General features: G+C 61.1%; 13 protein-coding genes. 3 read left to right on the top strand and 10 right to left on the bottom strand.

The genetic code is table 11. The features are described from left to right. The first annotated feature begins 33 nt into the window (after window positions 1-33). Window positions 34-1701, top strand: a complete 1668-nt coding sequence (locus GXP72_RS18015; protein ID WP_208763219.1) for an SgrR family transcriptional regulator — start codon at window positions 34-36, stop codon at window positions 1699-1701. On the opposite strand, the gene GXP72_RS18020 is transcribed toward GXP72_RS18015, so the two are convergent. The 4 genes from GXP72_RS18020 to GXP72_RS18035 all read right to left on the bottom strand — a co-directional run bounded on the left by GXP72_RS18020 (window position 1674) and on the right by GXP72_RS18035 (window position 6613). Beyond that, the gene (locus GXP72_RS18020; protein ID WP_032648029.1) at window positions 1674-2696 is read right to left on the bottom strand and encodes a HoxN/HupN/NixA family nickel/cobalt transporter; all 1023 of its coding nucleotides are present in this window, start codon (window positions 2694-2696) and stop codon (window positions 1674-1676) included. The two genes, GXP72_RS18015 and GXP72_RS18020, sit on opposite strands and share 28 nt — an antisense overlap. Then, window positions 2674-4914 (bottom strand): carbamoyltransferase HypF, encoded by a 2241-nt coding sequence (gene hypF, locus GXP72_RS18025; RefSeq protein WP_208763220.1) that lies wholly within the window; start codon window positions 4912-4914, stop codon window positions 2674-2676. The genes GXP72_RS18020 and hypF overlap by 23 nt, the downstream gene beginning before the upstream one ends. Window positions 4915-4919: 5 nt before the next feature. Then, window positions 4920-5465, bottom strand: coding sequence for an electron transport protein HydN (gene hydN / locus GXP72_RS18030; protein ID WP_029739520.1), 546 nt, complete (start codon window positions 5463-5465; stop codon window positions 4920-4922). Between the two features lie 134 nt (window positions 5466-5599). After that, on the bottom strand, window positions 5600-6613 hold the full coding sequence (locus GXP72_RS18035) for a LacI family DNA-binding transcriptional regulator (protein ID WP_032648032.1): 1014 nt from the start codon (window positions 6611-6613) through the stop codon (window positions 5600-5602). Between the two features lie 214 nt (window positions 6614-6827). Between GXP72_RS18035 and ascF the strand changes: the two genes are divergently transcribed. Both ascF and GXP72_RS18045 read left to right on the top strand, forming a co-directional pair. Continuing rightward, window positions 6828-8279, top strand: a complete 1452-nt coding sequence (gene ascF / locus GXP72_RS18040) for a PTS cellobiose/arbutin/salicin transporter subunit IIBC (protein WP_061714559.1) — start codon at window positions 6828-6830, stop codon at window positions 8277-8279. An 18-nt stretch (window positions 8280-8297) separates the two neighbouring features. Next, on the top strand, window positions 8298-9722 hold the full coding sequence (locus GXP72_RS18045; RefSeq protein WP_208763221.1) for a 6-phospho-beta-glucosidase: 1425 nt from the start codon (window positions 8298-8300) through the stop codon (window positions 9720-9722). Window positions 9723-9810: 88 nt separating this feature from the next. Here GXP72_RS18045 and hycI read toward each other — a convergent pair whose 3' ends face one another. Genes hycI through GXP72_RS18075 form a run of 6 tightly spaced genes read right to left on the bottom strand, consistent with a single transcriptional unit; the run spans window position 9811 to window position 14633 of the window. Next, window positions 9811-10266 carry a hydrogenase maturation peptidase HycI gene (hycI, locus tag GXP72_RS18050; protein ID WP_148769290.1) on the bottom strand — a complete coding sequence of 152 codons (456 nt, stop codon included), beginning with the start codon at window positions 10264-10266 and terminating at the stop codon, window positions 9811-9813. After that, window positions 10259-10669, bottom strand: coding sequence for a formate hydrogenlyase maturation HycH family protein (locus tag GXP72_RS18055; protein ID WP_208763222.1), 411 nt, complete (start codon window positions 10667-10669; stop codon window positions 10259-10261). The genes hycI and GXP72_RS18055 overlap by 8 nt, the downstream gene beginning before the upstream one ends. Continuing rightward, window positions 10666-11433: an NADH-quinone oxidoreductase subunit B family protein gene (locus GXP72_RS18060; RefSeq protein WP_208763223.1), complete on the bottom strand. Its 768-nt coding sequence runs from the start codon at window positions 11431-11433 to the stop codon at window positions 10666-10668. Before GXP72_RS18060 ends, GXP72_RS18055 begins: the two co-directional genes overlap by 4 nt. Continuing rightward, entirely contained in the window at window positions 11433-11975 is a 543-nt protein-coding gene (locus GXP72_RS18065; RefSeq protein ID WP_024909228.1) for a formate hydrogenlyase complex iron-sulfur subunit, read from the bottom strand. Before GXP72_RS18065 ends, GXP72_RS18060 begins: the two co-directional genes overlap by 1 nt. A gap of 9 nt (window positions 11976-11984) precedes the next feature. Then, a complete protein-coding gene (hycE, locus tag GXP72_RS18070) occupies window positions 11985-13694 on the bottom strand; it encodes a formate hydrogenlyase subunit HycE (protein WP_148769288.1) in 1710 nt (569 codons plus the stop codon). Window positions 13695-13709: 15 nt separating this feature from the next. Beyond that, window positions 13710-14633 (bottom strand): respiratory chain complex I subunit 1 family protein, encoded by a 924-nt coding sequence (locus tag GXP72_RS18075; RefSeq protein ID WP_032648046.1) that lies wholly within the window; start codon window positions 14631-14633, stop codon window positions 13710-13712. Between the last annotated feature and the right edge of the window lies 1 nt (window position 14634).

Consider the following 14634-nt stretch of genomic DNA (forward strand, 5'->3'; position numbering starts at 1 on the left):
TCACCATCCACCTTTTATCCTGGGTACGTCGACATGCGCCAGCTTCAGAAAATCCGTCAGTATCAACGGCTTTATCAACACTTTGGCGCAGAGCCAAAGCCGACGACTATCGCTGAAGTCGCCGAGGTGGCGCTGTGCAGTGAACGTCATGCACGTACCCTGTTGCGCCAGCTGGCGCAGAGCGGATGGTTAAGCTGGAATGCTCAGCCGGGACGGGGACATCGAGCCATCTTGCACTGCCTGACAACCACCAGCGAACTCAGCGCCCCTCTGATGCACGCCTGCCTGGAGAAGGGGGATTACCAGAGCGCGCTGCAGCTGGCTGATGGCGATCCAGCTAGCCTGCATCACATCATCACACCCTTTTTAGGCGGAAAGTGGCTTAAGCACCAGCCAACCCTGCGCATTCCCTGGTATCGTCCACTGACGTCGCTTCATCCGGCGCTTCAGCGTCGTCGCGCTGAGCAGCACATTATCTGTGCCGTACACGCGGGATTAACGCGCTACATGCCCGGTCAGCCGCATCCAGTACCTGATCTAGCCCATCACTGGGAATTCAACGAAGACAAACGCCGCTGGCGTTTTTACCTGCGCAGCGGTGCGCACTGGCACAATGGGCAAGCTATCAGCGATGAAGATATCCTCATTGCGCTGCAACAGGTATTGGCCGATCCGGCACGCAATGCAGGTCTGACTCACGTCTGCAAGGCGTTGCTTATTGCCCCCTGGTGTCTGGAGATACAGCTGACCATCCCCGATGCGATGCTGGCGCATCGTCTCGCGCACCACGTATGCCGCCTGCCACATCCACAGCAACCGGACATCGGTGCCGGGCCCTTTGCCATTGCGCATCACCATTCTCACTACCTGCGCCTGGAGCGCCAGCCCTGGTATTTTGCTGCCCATCCGCTACTGCATGCGATAGAGTTCTGGCGAACCCGTACGGAGGCGCAAAAGCCGGCGTGGATCACCGTCGGGAAAGGACAAAATGCGCAGGCAGCGGTAACGTCCACCAGCGGCGGATTCGCCTGGCTAATGGTAAACGCCAGGTTACCCGAGCCGCTTGCGGCCTGGCTACGTCAGGAAATTCAGAGCATTACGCATCAACAGTTTCTCCATCGGGATGATTTAGAAACCCAAACGGAAATACTACCAGGCCTGACACCACCGCAATACCCGCAGGCTTCGGAAGCGATGCTTCCCGCCACGCTTTCGCTGGTTTGCTACCACACACCTGAACTGTGCGAACTGGCCGATATTCTGCGCGCGCGCCTGAAAAAGCACAGCTGCAACGTGACGGTGAAATGGAAAGATCGCGAAGAGTGGCATGGTCATAACGCGCTGGATCAGGCCGATCTTTTGTTGGGTGACTATCTGGCGGGTGAACTGCCAGGCTTTGCCCTGGTGGAGTGGTTTTTTGATGAGCCTGCGTGGGCCACGGCCTTAGGCGAGGACATCTGGCAAGAAGAGAAGCAGAAACTGATGGGTTATTGTGAAAGTGAGGAGACCCTGAATAATCACCTGCCCTCCTTCTTTCATTCCTTGCTGGAAAGCGGCGCCTGTACGCCGCTTTTCCACTACCGCTACCGTCTTAACACCCTGGAAAACGTGCAGGACATTGTGCTGACCGCCAGCGGCTGGCTTGATTTTACCCGCGCCTGGCTACCCCCTGCTCAGGATCGCACCACCAGCGCGTCGTAGCCGCGCCAGCGGTAGTTGACCATGGAGATCAGCCAGCAGGCAACGAACAGCCCGACCACCACAAACCCGGCGTTGCCCAGGTTGTCGTTTACCGCGCCAATCAGATCCCAGACGCCGCCGCTGAGGGCAAATTTATCCATCAGCAGACCCAGCGCTTCCAGCCCGCCGATAAACAGCGCCACCACCACGGAGGTGCCGGTGATGGTCATGTTGTAATAGAGCTTGCGCTGCGGCTTGTTAAACGCCCAGCCGTAGGCACCGACCATCAGCAGGTTATCGAGGGTATCCACCAGCGCCATGCCGCTGGCGAAGAGCGCCGGGAAGATCATGATTGACCACACCGACATCCCGCTGGAGGCGCTGGCGGCAGAGATCCCCAGCACGCCAATCTCGGTGGCCGTGTCAAAGCCGAGGCCAAACAGGAAACCGACCAGGTACATCTGCCAGCTTTTATTCACCAGGCGGAAGGTTTTGCCAAACAGCCAGTTCATGACGCCGCCCTGGGCAGGGAGCGTGATGTCGCCCTGCACAGGCCTGCCGTGTTTCAGCGCCTGAAAACTGCGCCAGACGCCGCGCAGGATCACCATATTCACCAGCGCCATCGCCAGCAGGAAGGTCGCGGAAACGGCGGTACCAATCAGGCTGCCAGTTTCGTGGAACCATTCCATGTTTTTCTGAAACGCCGTGGCGGTAGCAGCGATGGCAATGGAGGCCAGCACCACGATGGTGGAGTGCCCCAGCGAGAACCACGCCCCCACGCCGGACGGGCGCGAGCCCTGCTGCATCAGCTTACGCGTCACGGTATCAATGGCGGCAATATGGTCAGCGTCCACCGCGTGACGCAGCCCGTAGCACCACGCCAGCAGACTTGCCGCCATCAGCGCCGTGCTGCCGCTAAAGGTGTGCCATGCCCATCCCCAGGCCAGCAGGTTTGCCATTACCAGAGCCAGCAGCAGGAGCGCGGCGCGAGGTTCATTGCGTAACAGTCGTAACATTTTTAGTCCTTTGTAAACATGACCGGGCTGCGGCGACCACCGCCTGCCCGAAGGAGATCGCTCCGTCGCCTGCGGGCAGGCGCGAAGGAAAAAGAAGCGTAAAGTCAGAAAGGTAATGACGCAGGCGCGCGCGCAGCAGACGGTTGTGCAACACACCGCCGCTGAGACAGATTGTCGACAGCGATAAGCGCCGGGCATGGAACGCAGCGAGCTCCGCCAGCCCTTTTGCCAGCGCGTCGTGAAACGCCCACGCGCGCTCGCAGGGCTCTGCCTGCCAGCTCAGCCACTGCTGCCAGAAAAGCGCGAAGTCTTCCACCGACAGCGTAACCGGGTGTTCGACGCCGTTGCACTGTGCCGCCAGCGCTTCCAGCCTGCAGGCCGCTTCACCTTCCCAGGATTGGGTTTCGATACCCAGCGCGCAGGCGACGGCATCAAACAGGCGACCGCACGACGACGCCCGCGGCGCGTTGACGCCGCGCTGGATAGCCTTCGCCAGCAGCGGCCAGTTCTGACGCTGTACCGCGCGCGTTTCCGGATAGTGCTGCCAGTCAGGGACAAACGCCAGACACTGGGCGAGCAGGTTGCGCCACGGCTGCCGCGCCGCCAGATCGCCCCCCGGCAGCGCAACGGCAGGCAGGCCACCTAAAAGCGCGCACTCGAGATAGTTGACACGCAGGCACTCCCCGCCCCACAGCGCGCCGTTTTCCCCCATGCCGATCCCGTCCAGCGTCAGGGCAATAACATCTCCGCCCTCCCGCGGCCAGCCGTTTTCCGCCAGGCAAGCCGCCGCGTGGGCGTGATGGTGCAGCACGGTTTCAACGGGCAGCCCCTGCGCCTGCGCCCACTGGCGCGCACGGTACCCCGGATGGGCGTCGCACACCACGCGCTCAGGACGGAAGGCATAGATGTCCTGCATCGTCGAGAGCGCGCCGCGCCACTGCGCTTCGACACCCTCGTCACCGAGATCGCCAAAATGCTGGCTCAGCACCGCCTGGTTGCCACGCACCAGGCAGAAGGTGTTTTTCATCTCCGCCCCGGTGCATAACGTGGCGGGGATATTATCGAAACCCGCAGGCAACGTGATGGCATCCGGCACAAAACCGCGCGCCCGGCGCAGCATCGCGCCGTCCCGATCCACCACCGAATCGTCCATCCGCTGAAGAATATCGCGATTGTGCAGCAGGAAGCCGTCCGCGATGCCGCTGAGCTCATCCAGCGCCTGCCGGTTGGTGATGGCAGGCGGCCTGCCGCTAAGGTTGCCGGAAGTCATCACCAGCGGTCGCTGGCAGTCCATCATAAGAAGGTGCTGCAGCGGGTTCGCAGGAAGCATGATGCCCACGGAATCCAGACCGGGCGCGATACCTTCCGGGAACGCGGGCAGCCAGGCTTTTGGCGTGAGCACAATGGGTGCGGCGGGTGAGCATAGCAGCGCCTGAACCGTCTCCGGCAGGTCATCCGCATGCGGGATCATCACCGCCAGCGGCTTCGCGGGCCGCTGCTTGCGTGACCGAAGCGTCGCGACCGCCTGCGGGTTACGCGCGTCACAGACGAGGTGAAAGCCACCCAGCCCTTTAACCGCGACTATACCGCCGCTTTTCAGCATCGCTACCGCTGCGCGCAGAGCAGCCTCGCGCTCAGCAGTCATGTCGCCCGCACGCCACATAAGCGCGGGCCCGCAGTCCGGGCAGGCGACCGGCTGGGCGTGAAAACGGCGGTCGGCAGGATTGCGGTACTCGGCTTCACACGGCCCACAGAGCGGGAACGGCGCCATTGCCGTGGCCGGACGGTCATAGGGCATGGCGCGGATAATGGTAAACCGCGGCCCGCAGTGGGTGCAGTTGATAAACGGATAGCGATAACGGCGTTCGAGTGGGTCGCACATCTCAGCCAGACACGCCGGACAGGTGGCGGCATCCGGCACAATCTGGGTGTCCATCGTCCCGGCCGCGCTGTGGCGGATGGTAAAGTCCTCCGGTACGTGCGCCCAGGTAAACGGCTGCGCTTCCACGCGGTCAATGCGTGCCAGCGGCGGGCAGTCCTGATGCAGCCTCGCGGTAAAGGCCCCCCCATTACCCACGAGGCGCACCAGCACGCCCTCTCCGTCATTGCAGACGTCACCGGTCAACTGAAGCGCCTGCGCCAGCTGCCAGACGAAGGGACGAAACCCGACGCCCTGCACCTTGCCGCGCACGCGCAGCTGAACGCCGTTGCTGCTCATACGGTTCAGAACAGCAGCGATGACGAGGTGTCGAACGCCGCGCGACGCCGCTTTTCGGCGCTCATCTGCTCAAGCTTGTCGCGATCCACGCAGACCAGCGCGTGCGTCGGGCAGGCTTCCATGCAGGCCGGGCCGGCGTCGCGGTGGTAGCACAGGTCACATTTGTTGGCTTCGGCTTTGTCCGCGCGCACGCTCAGTCCCATACCGCTGTTGCGTACCACCGGACGGACCACCACCTCCATCGCGCCGTACGGGCAGGCGACCACGCAGGTTTTGCAGCCAATGCAGCGCTCCTGCATCACGTGCACAAAGCCCTTCTCGCGTTTAATCGCCCCGTTCGGGCAGACGTTGGCGCACGGTGCGTCTTCGCACTGGCGACAGATGGCGGCGGTGGAAATATTCACGCCTTTGATGACGTGGATGCGCGGCAAAAACGTGTCAGGGGTAAGCGACGCGCAGTCCTGCTCCGCCTGATGGGAAACCACGCACGCCACTTCACAGGTACGGCAACCAATACACTTACTGGCATCGGCCATAATAAAACGGTTCATCTGCTTCTCCAGCATTACAGTTATGCCCGGAGATATTCATAAACCGTGCCAATAATTAAATTATTGATTTTAATTGATTTTAAAAATTAAAGCGGTGCTGTCATCGTCACTTATGACGATGACAGCTGTCGACATCAGCGGTGCGGGCCGTCAATAACCGAGTCGCGCAGGACAAGCTCGCCGGAGAAAATTTGCTGATATTTAAACTCACCGCCGTCGAGCATGAAGATCAGGCGGCTGATGGTCTCTTTGATCATCTCCGTTACCGGGATGCGTACGCTGGAAAGCGACGGCACAATGTAAGGCGCGATGGCCACGTCGTCAAAACCGATCACCGACACCGCGTCCGGTGCGGCTACGCCGCTGTCGTGCAGCTGCTTCATGGCGCCAATTGCCATGTCGTCATTACTCGCCACCAGCGCCGTAAAGCGTTCACCGCGAGCAAGCAGTTCGGACACCGCCGCCGCGCCGCTGGCGGGGTTCCACTTCCCCTGCGCAATCAGCCCCTCGCGCAGCGGAATACCGTGCTGCGCCAGCGCGTCCTTATAGCCGGAGAGACGCTCAACCCCGGTGGGAGAATCCAGCGAGCCGGTGATAAAGGCGATCTCCCGATGCCCTTTCGCAATCAGCTGTGACACCGCGTCCTGGCTGGAGGCTTTATGATCCGACCAGACGCTGTGGCTGCTGTTTTTCCGCAGGCGGCGGTTGAGCACCATAATGGGCTGCTCGCACTTCTCGACAATCTCATCCATCTCCTCCACGCTCAGAAAACGCGGATAGATGATCACCGCGTCGCAGCGCATATCGAGCAAATACTGGATCGCCTCACGCTCTTCATCCGCGCTGTGCTTGCCATCCGCGAGGATCAGCTGCCGCCCTTTCTCTTCCGTCATGCGCGCGGCGTGAAACAGCAGCTCGCTAAAGTAGACGCCGTGATAAAGGGTGTTCGTCACCACCAGGCCCAGCGTCTGGGTACGTTTGGTCGCCAGGTTGCGCGCCAGCAAATTTGGGCGATAGCCGCTCTCTTCAATGGCCTGAAAAACCCTGTCTTTGGTCTCCTGGCTGACATAGCCATTGCCCGACAGCACCCGGGACACCGTGGCTTTCGAAACGCCTGCCCGCTTCGCCACTTCAAGCATCGTGGTCATGTTGTTATTCCGTCTGCATCTGATGGAGCGCAGTGTACTGCACTGCAGAAAAATTGTCGCAGCGGTGAAATCACGCTTTGGGTTCTTGCTGGTGATCATCGTCACGAAATAAAAAAATGGTCAAAAAGCGATCTTGTTTCATCCAAAGAAACTCATGATGATTATGTGGAACCGGTTTCCTACATTTCACACAACGATAACAGGATCACATCCGATGGCCAAAAATTACGCTGCGCTGGCGAACGACGTTGTCAGCGCGCTGGGTGGCAAAGAGAACATCGTCGCCGTCACCCACTGCATGACGCGACTTCGTTTCGTTCTGAAAGACGAAAGCCTTACCGACACCGCGCGCCTGAAAAGCATCAGCGGCGTGCTCGGCGTGGTGCGCACCGACAACCAGTGCCAGGTCATCATCGGCAACACCGTTTCGCAGGCGTACCGCGAAGTGGTGAGCCTGCTGCCAACCAGCCTGCAGCCTGCCGTACCGGAAGGCCCGCAAAAGCTGACGCTGCGTCGCATTGGCGCCGGGATCCTCGACGCGCTGATCGGCACCATGTCCCCGCTGATCCCGGCGATCATCGGCGGCTCAATGGTCAAGCTGCTGGCGATGATCCTTGAGATGACCGGCGTGCTGCCAAAAGGCGCGCCGACGCTCACTATTCTGACCGTCATCGGCGACGGCGCGTTCTTCTTCCTGCCGCTGATGGTGGCGGCCTCGGCGGCGGTGAAGTTCAAAACCAACATGTCGCTGGCCATCGCCATTGCGGGCGTGCTGGTGCACCCGAGCTTTATCGAGCTGATGGCGAAAGCCGCGCAGGGCGAACACGTTGAGTTCGCCTTTATCCCGGTGACGGCGGTGAAATACACCTACACCGTCATCCCGGCTCTGGTGATGACCTGGTGCCTGTCATACATCGAGCGCTGGGTGGATCGCATCACCCCGGCGGTAACCAAAAACTTCCTCAAGCCGATGCTGATCGTGCTGATTGCCGCCCCGCTCGCCATCGTGCTGATTGGGCCGCTGGGCATCTGGATCGGTAGCGCCATCTCCGCGCTGGTTTACACCATTCACGGCTATCTGGGCTGGCTCTCCGTGGCCATTATGGGCGCGCTGTGGCCGCTGCTGGTCATGACCGGGATGCACCGCGTGTTTACGCCAACCATCATTCAGACCATTGCCGAAACGGGCAAAGAAGGGATGGTCATGCCGTCGGAAATCGGCGCTAACCTGTCGCTCGGCGGCTCGTCACTGGCGGTGGCGTGGAAAACCAAAAACCCGGAGTTGCGCCAGACGGCACTGGCGGCGGCGGCCTCCGCTATTATGGCGGGGATCTCTGAACCGGCCCTGTACGGCGTGGCGGTGCGTCTGAAACGTCCGCTGATTGCGAGCCTGATCAGCGGCTTTATCTGCGGCGCGGTGGCGGGCATGGCCGGTCTCGCCAGCCACTCGATGGCGGCACCGGGGCTGTTTACCAGCGTACAGTTCTTCGACCCGGCGAACCCGATGACCATCGTCTGGGTGTTTGGCGTAATGGGTCTGGCAGTGGTGCTGTCGTTTGTTCTGACCCTGATACTGGGCTTTGAGGATATTCCGGTCGAAGACGACGCCGAAAAAGCGCGCGCCCTGCAGACCGCACCGGTACAGAACAACGCAGCAAAAGCATAAATTGAAAGCGAGGTAAGAATGTCTGTGTTTCCACAAGGATTTTTATGGGGCGGCGCGCTTGCCGCCAACCAGAGTGAAGGCGCTTACCGTGAGGGCGGCAAAGGGCTGACAACGGTCGATATGATCCCCCACGGCGCGAACCGCCTGGCGGTGAAACTCGGTAAGGAAAAGCGTTTTTCGCTGCGTGACGACGAATTCTACCCGAGCCACGAGGCGATTGATTTTTACCATCGCTATAAAGAAGACATCGCCCTGATGGCGGAGATGGGCTTTACGGTGTTCCGCACCTCGATTGCCTGGAGCCGCCTCTACCCGAACGGCGACGAACCGCTGCCGAACAAAGAGGGTATTGCCTTCTACCGCGCTGTGTTCGAAGAGTGCAAAAAGTACAACATCGAGCCGCTGGTAACGCTCTGCCACTTCGACGTGCCGATGCACCTGGTGACGGAGTACGGCTCGTGGCGCAACCGTAAGATGGTCGATTTCTTTGCCCGCTATGCCCGCACCTGCTTTGAGGAATTTAACGGGCTGGTGAAATACTGGCTGACCTTCAACGAAATCAACATCATGCTGCACAGCCCGTTCTCCGGCGCGGGGCTGGTGTTTGAGAAAGGCGAAAATGAAGATCAGGTGAAATACCAGGCCGCGCACCACGAGCTGGTGGCGAGCGCGCTGGCGACTAAAATTGCTCACGAGGTGAACCCGGAAAACCAGGTCGGCTGCATGCTGGCGGGCGGAAACTTCTATCCGTACTCCTGCAAGCCGGAAGACGTGTGGATGGCGCTGGAGAAAGACCGCGAGAACCTGTTCTTTATCGACGTGCAGGCGCGCGGCAGCTATCCGGCCTATTCTGCCCGCGTGTTCCGCGAGAAAGGCGTGGTGATTGTTAAAGACCCGGGCGATGATCTACTTCTGAAAAACACCGTCGACTTTGTCTCGTTCAGCTATTACGCCTCGCGCTGCGCCTCGGCGGATATGAACGCGAACAACACCAATGCGGCGAACATCGTCAAATCTCTGCGCAACCCGCACATTCAGGTGAGCGAATGGGGCTGGGGCATCGACCCGCTCGGCCTGCGCATCACCATGAACATGATGTACGACCGCTACCAGAAGCCGCTGTTCCTGGTGGAAAACGGCCTGGGAGCGAAAGATGTCGTTGATGAAAACGGCGAGATTAACGACGACTACCGCATCAGCTATCTGCGCGAGCATATCCGCGCGATGGGCGACGCGATTGAGGACGGCGTGCCGCTGATGGGCTACACCACCTGGGGCTGTATTGACCTTGTCTCTGCCTCAACCGGGGAGATGAGCAAGCGCTACGGGTTTGTCTATGTCGACCGCGACGACGCCGGGAACGGCACGCTGGAGCGCAAACGCAAGAAATCGTTCTGGTGGTATAAGAAGGTGATTGCGAGTAACGGGGGGGATCTCGAGTAGCCTGTTGCCCTCACCCCAGCCCTCTCCCACAGGGAGAGGGAGATGGGTTTGGTAGGCCGGGTAAGGCGAAGCCGCCACCCGGCACTGCTCAGAGCTGAGAAAAACCTCCATCCCCAACCCACCCGGCTAGTCGTGAATACACCACCTCCACCGCCTCCTTCACCGGCGGCGTCATCGGGTAATAAAACCCGACAATGTCCGGCTGAATGCCCAAAAACAGCACCTCGCCCACGTCACTTTTGATCTGATCCACCAGGTAGTTCAGCGGCATATTGTGGGTGGTCATCATAAACATCTCGGCGATGTCGTCCGGGTCAATCAGGCGGATCTCACCGGGGTTGAGTCCCATATCGGTGGCATCGACGATTAACAGCCTGTCCGGGCGCAGCTCGCGGATGGCGACCACGTCGTTTTCCGGCGCGCTGCCGCCGTCAATCACCACCCAGCTGCCCTGTGGGTTCGCGGCGCACATCTCCGCCAGCAGCGGACCCGCGCCGTCATCGCCCATCATGCTGTTGCCGACACACAGTAAAACGTCAGTCACGTAATCTCCTCACCATCAGGTAGATGGCACTCTCCTGATGAATATCATGCAGCATGCCGAGCAACGTTTTGCTCCACGCCTGCTGCTCTGGGGTTTGCCTGCCGAGCGCCGCGTCAAAGGCGTTGGCGAGCATCGCAATGTGGTTCGCATCGATCACGATCTCGCCGTACTTCGGCACGCCCTCCATTTTGCGCCGCGCCGTACTGCCCTCCTCCAGCGTGGCGATCCACGCCAGATACTCGGACCACGGACAGCTCAGCGCCGCCTCCAGGCAGTCAATCACCCCGAGGTGATGCCCAATCGCCAGGCTGTAATAGACCACCTGCTGCGCCGCATCCGGCGTGGCATCGTTCTCATCAATAAACTTACGGCTCAGCTGGCTGAACACCACCGTTTCACTCATCGGATACGCGCCTCATCGACGATGCTGTTCAGGTTCGCCACAATCTCATTGAGGCGCGGATCGTTTTCCGCCTCCAGCCAGCGTGCGACCTGATGCTCGCCCTGGCTCAGCAGGCGCAGATAGTCGTCGGCAATCTGACGGCCGTAGCGATAGCCCGCCAGCCTGCGCGCCGTGCGATCGACCTTCACCCGCAGCGGCTGCACCATGTCCGGGTGCAGAATGGCCGCAGCCTGGTTGTCGAGCTCGCCTGGCTCGCGCGCGTGGATTTTCTGCTCCAGCAGGCCAAGCGCCATGGCAAAGCCGTACAGCGTTGCGGCAGGCGTCGGCGGGCAGCCCGGAATGTAGACGTCCACCGGCACGATTTTGTCGGTGCCGCCCCAGACGCAGTAGAGGTCATGGAAGATGCCGCCGCTGTTGCCGCAGGCGCCGTACGAGATGCAGATTTTCGGGTCAGGGGCGGACTGCCAGGCGCGCAGCGCGGGCGAGCGCATGGCGCGGGTGACGGCCCCGGTAAACAGCAGGATGTCCGCGTGGCGCGGGGACGGCACCACTTTGATGCCGAAGCGCTCGGCGTCAAACAGCGGCGACAGGGTGGCGAAGATCTCAATCTCGCAGCCGTTGCAGCCGCCGCAGTCCACGCGGTAGACGTAGGCCGAGCGTTTGATTTTTTTCAGCAGCGACGCCTTCATGCTGGCGATGGATTCGTCCACCGTCATCGGCACCGGAATGCCGTTGTCGTCGCGCGGGCCCAGTAGGTTTTCCATCAGCTGGCCTCTCTCATATGGCGGGTAATATCAATGCGGTCGGACGGCAGCAGGCACTTCTGACGCTTGCACGCCGGGCAGGTTTCAAAGCTTTCACGGTGATGCTCCGCGCGGGCGTCGCCGTTGTGCTGCAGCAGCGCGATGGCGTAGTCGATCTCTTTCTGCACGGCGAACGGGCGTTTGCAGACGCGGCAGTTGCACAGGTCAAAGCGCGACTGCTGCAGGAAGTCTTCTTTCTTCCATACCGCCAGCTCGTACTCCTGCGACAGACGAATGGCGACCGTCGGGCACACCTCTTCGCAGCGGCCGCAGAAGATGCAGCGCCCGAGGTTGAACTGCCAGGCCAGCTCGCCGGTTTTGAGAGCCGTTTCCACCGTTAAGGCGTTCGATGGACAGGCGTTGACGCAGGCCGCGCAGCCGATGCACTGCTGCGGATTGTGCTCCGGCTTGCCGCGAAAGTTTTTATCCACCGGCATCGGCTCCAGCGGATAGCTGCTGGTCTGCGTGCCCGTTTTGATCACTTTTTTGATAAAGGTAAACATGGCGAGTCCTTATTTCAGCGGCGAGTTTTTACGCTCGATGCTGTAGCGCTCAAGCTCTTTGTACGGCACCACCTGGCTTTTCTTCTTGCGCACATCGACTACGGTCATGCGGTCGGTGCAGGAGTAGCACGGGTCGAGGCTGCCGATGATCAGCGGCGCGTCAGAGACGGTGTTACCGCGCAGCATGTAGCGCAGGGTTGGCCAGTTGGCGTAGGTGGCCGCGCGGCAACGCCAGCGGTAGAGCTTCTGGTTGTCGCCGGTCATGCTCCAGTGGATATCGTCCCCGCGCGGCGCTTCGGCAAAGCCAAGGGCAAAGCGGTTCGGGATGTAGGTGAAGCCCTCCACCATCAGCGGGCCGCCCGGCAGGTTGTCCAGACCAAAGTCGATCATGTTCAGGGCGGTGAACACCTCGTTGATGCGCACCTTGAGCCGCGAGATGACGTCACAGCCCTGCTCGCTGTGCACGGTCATCGGCAGCAGGCCGTAGCCGACGAACGGATGATCGGCACGCGTGTCGCGGGCGTGCCCGCTGGCGCGCACCATCGGGCCGACGTTGCTGAAGTCGCGGGCAATTTCCGGGTCAAGGCGGCCAATGCCGACGGTGCGCTGCTCGATGTTTGGCGTGCTGAGCAGCATGTCCACCAGCTCCTGCACGTCGCGGCGCATCTGCTGCGCCAGCTGGCGGGTCTGGATCATGTCGTCCTTCAGCAGGTCGCGGCGGATCCCGCCGATCAGGTTCAGGCCGTAGGTTTTACGCGCCCCGGTGAGGATCTCCGCCATCTTCATCGACGCCTCGCGCACGCGGAAGAACTGCATAAACCCGGAATCAAAGCCGACAAAGTGGCAGGCCAGGCCGAGGTTCAGCAGGTGCGAGTGCAGGCGCTCCACCTCCAGCAGAATGGCGCGGATCATCTGCGCGCGCTCCGGCACCACGATCCCCATGCCGTTCTCCACCGAGGTGGTGTAGGCGGTGCTGTGGGCAAAGCCGCAGATGCCGCACACGCGGTCAGAGAGGAAGGTCACTTCGTTGTAGCCCATGCGGGTTTCCGCCAGCTTTTCCATGCCGCGATGGACGTAGAACAGGCGGTAGTCGGCGTCGATAATGTTTTCACCGTCGACGAACAGGCGGAAGTGGCCCGGCTCGTCAGAGGTGACGTGCAGCGGGCCGATCGGCACCACGTTATTCTTCTTGCTGCCCAGCTCGTTGATGAATTCGTAGGTTTCGCTGTCGGTAGTCGGCGCCGGGCGCTGGCGGTAGTCCATGCTGTCTTTGCGCAGCGGATAGAGCTCGTCCGGCCAGTCGTCCGGTAGCACCAGGCGGCGCTCGTCCGGCAGGCCGACCGGCACCAGGCCGTACATGTCGCGCACTTCGCGCTCGCCCCAGACGGCGGCAGGCACGCGCGGCGTGACGGACGGATATTCCGGCTTATTCGGGTCGACTTCGACGCGCACGGTGAGCCAGCATTTTTCGCCCTGCTCCATCGACATCACGTAGTACACCGCATAGCTGCCGCACAGCTGGCGCTCGTCGTTGCCGAACAGTACCGACAGCCAGCCGCCCTGCCGGTAGTAGAGAAACTCCACCACTTCCGGCAGGTAGTTCACCTTAATAGTGACGGTTACCTGGTCTTTGGTTTGCCAGGACTCCTCCAGCACCACGCCGGGGAAAGCCTGATGCAATGCGGCGAGATACTGCTGACCTTTCTTTTCTTCAGACATAAAAATTCTCTTTAATCACGCCACCAGCAAGGAGACGAACGCTAAAAATGCAAAACCAAAACCGGCCCAGGTGATGCGTGACGTTTCGACAAAACGCAGGCGCGCCATGCTGTTTTCGAACAGGGCAATCACCAGCACGCCAACCAGCAGCTTGAGGACGGCAACCACGACGGCCAGCAGCAGACCGCCCGCGGAGAAGTGCGTCATCTGCCCCCACGGGAAGAAGACGCCGACAAACATCTGCAGCACCACCAGCTGTTTGAGGCTGATGCCCCACTTCAGCACCGCGAAGCCGTAGCCGCTGTACTCGGTAAGCGGCCCTTCCTGCAGCTCCTGCTCGGCTTCCGCCAGATCGAACGGCAGTTTGCCCATCTCAATAAACGTGGCGAACGCGCAGGCGCACAGCGCCAGCACCAGCGGGATTGAGCGCGCCACCGGCCAGTGGTAAACGGTGTGGGTGATAAAGCTGATGTGGGTGGAACCCGCCACCTGCGCGGCGACCCACAGCCCCAGCAGCAGGATCGGCTCAACCAGCACGCCGAGCATCGCCTCGCGGCTGGCACCGATGCCGGTAAACGGGCTCCCGGTGTCGAGGCCCGCAATCGCAAAGAAGAAACGGGCGATGGCAAAGAGGTAGATAAGCGTAATCAGATCCCCGAGCGCCGGCAGCGGCGATCCTACCGTCACCACCGGCAGCGCGGTGGCGATGGTCAGCATGACGCCCACCATCACGAAGGGCGTCAGGCGGAAGACCCAGCCTGCGGCATCCGGCGCCACGCTCTGACGAGAAAGCAGTTTGAAGAGATCGCGGTACTCCTGAAGCACCCCAGGCCCGCGACGGTTGTGCATCCGGGCGCGCGCCACGCGCGTGATGCCCGACAGCAGCGGCGCGGCGGCGAACAGCACCAGCGCCTGAAGAATTGCCAGTAACAGACTCATG

This window comes from Enterobacter sp. SES19 (assembly GCF_011765665.1).
GTDB classification, from domain to species: Bacteria; Pseudomonadota; Gammaproteobacteria; order Enterobacterales; family Enterobacteriaceae; genus Enterobacter; species Enterobacter pseudoroggenkampii.

Bases quoted from the DNA above. Each gene is read 5' to 3' on its own strand.
- GXP72_RS18015 (WP_208763219.1), top strand. From the start codon at position 34: ATGCGCCAGCTTCAGAAAATCCGTCAGTATCAACGGCTTTATCAACAC.
- GXP72_RS18020 (WP_032648029.1), bottom strand. From the start codon at position 2,696: ATGTTACGACTGTTACGCAATGAACCTCGCGCCGCGCTCCTGCTGCTG.
- hypF (WP_208763220.1), bottom strand. From the start codon at position 4,914: ATGAGCAGCAACGGCGTTCAGCTGCGCGTGCGCGGCAAGGTGCAGGGC.
- hydN (WP_029739520.1), bottom strand. From the start codon at position 5,465: ATGAACCGTTTTATTATGGCCGATGCCAGTAAGTGTATTGGTTGCCGT.
- GXP72_RS18035 (WP_032648032.1), bottom strand. From the start codon at position 6,613: ATGACCACGATGCTTGAAGTGGCGAAGCGGGCAGGCGTTTCGAAAGCC.
- ascF (WP_061714559.1), top strand. From the start codon at position 6,828: ATGGCCAAAAATTACGCTGCGCTGGCGAACGACGTTGTCAGCGCGCTG.
- GXP72_RS18045 (WP_208763221.1), top strand. From the start codon at position 8,298: ATGTCTGTGTTTCCACAAGGATTTTTATGGGGCGGCGCGCTTGCCGCC.
- GXP72_RS18055 (WP_208763222.1), bottom strand. From the start codon at position 10,669: ATGAGTGAAACGGTGGTGTTCAGCCAGCTGAGCCGTAAGTTTATTGAT.
- GXP72_RS18060 (WP_208763223.1), bottom strand. From the start codon at position 11,433: ATGGAAAACCTACTGGGCCCGCGCGACGACAACGGCATTCCGGTGCCG.
- GXP72_RS18065 (WP_024909228.1), bottom strand. From the start codon at position 11,975: ATGTTTACCTTTATCAAAAAAGTGATCAAAACGGGCACGCAGACCAGC.
- hycE (WP_148769288.1), bottom strand. From the start codon at position 13,694: ATGTCTGAAGAAAAGAAAGGTCAGCAGTATCTCGCCGCATTGCATCAG.
- GXP72_RS18075 (WP_032648046.1), bottom strand. From the start codon at position 14,633: ATGAGTCTGTTACTGGCAATTCTTCAGGCGCTGGTGCTGTTCGCCGCC.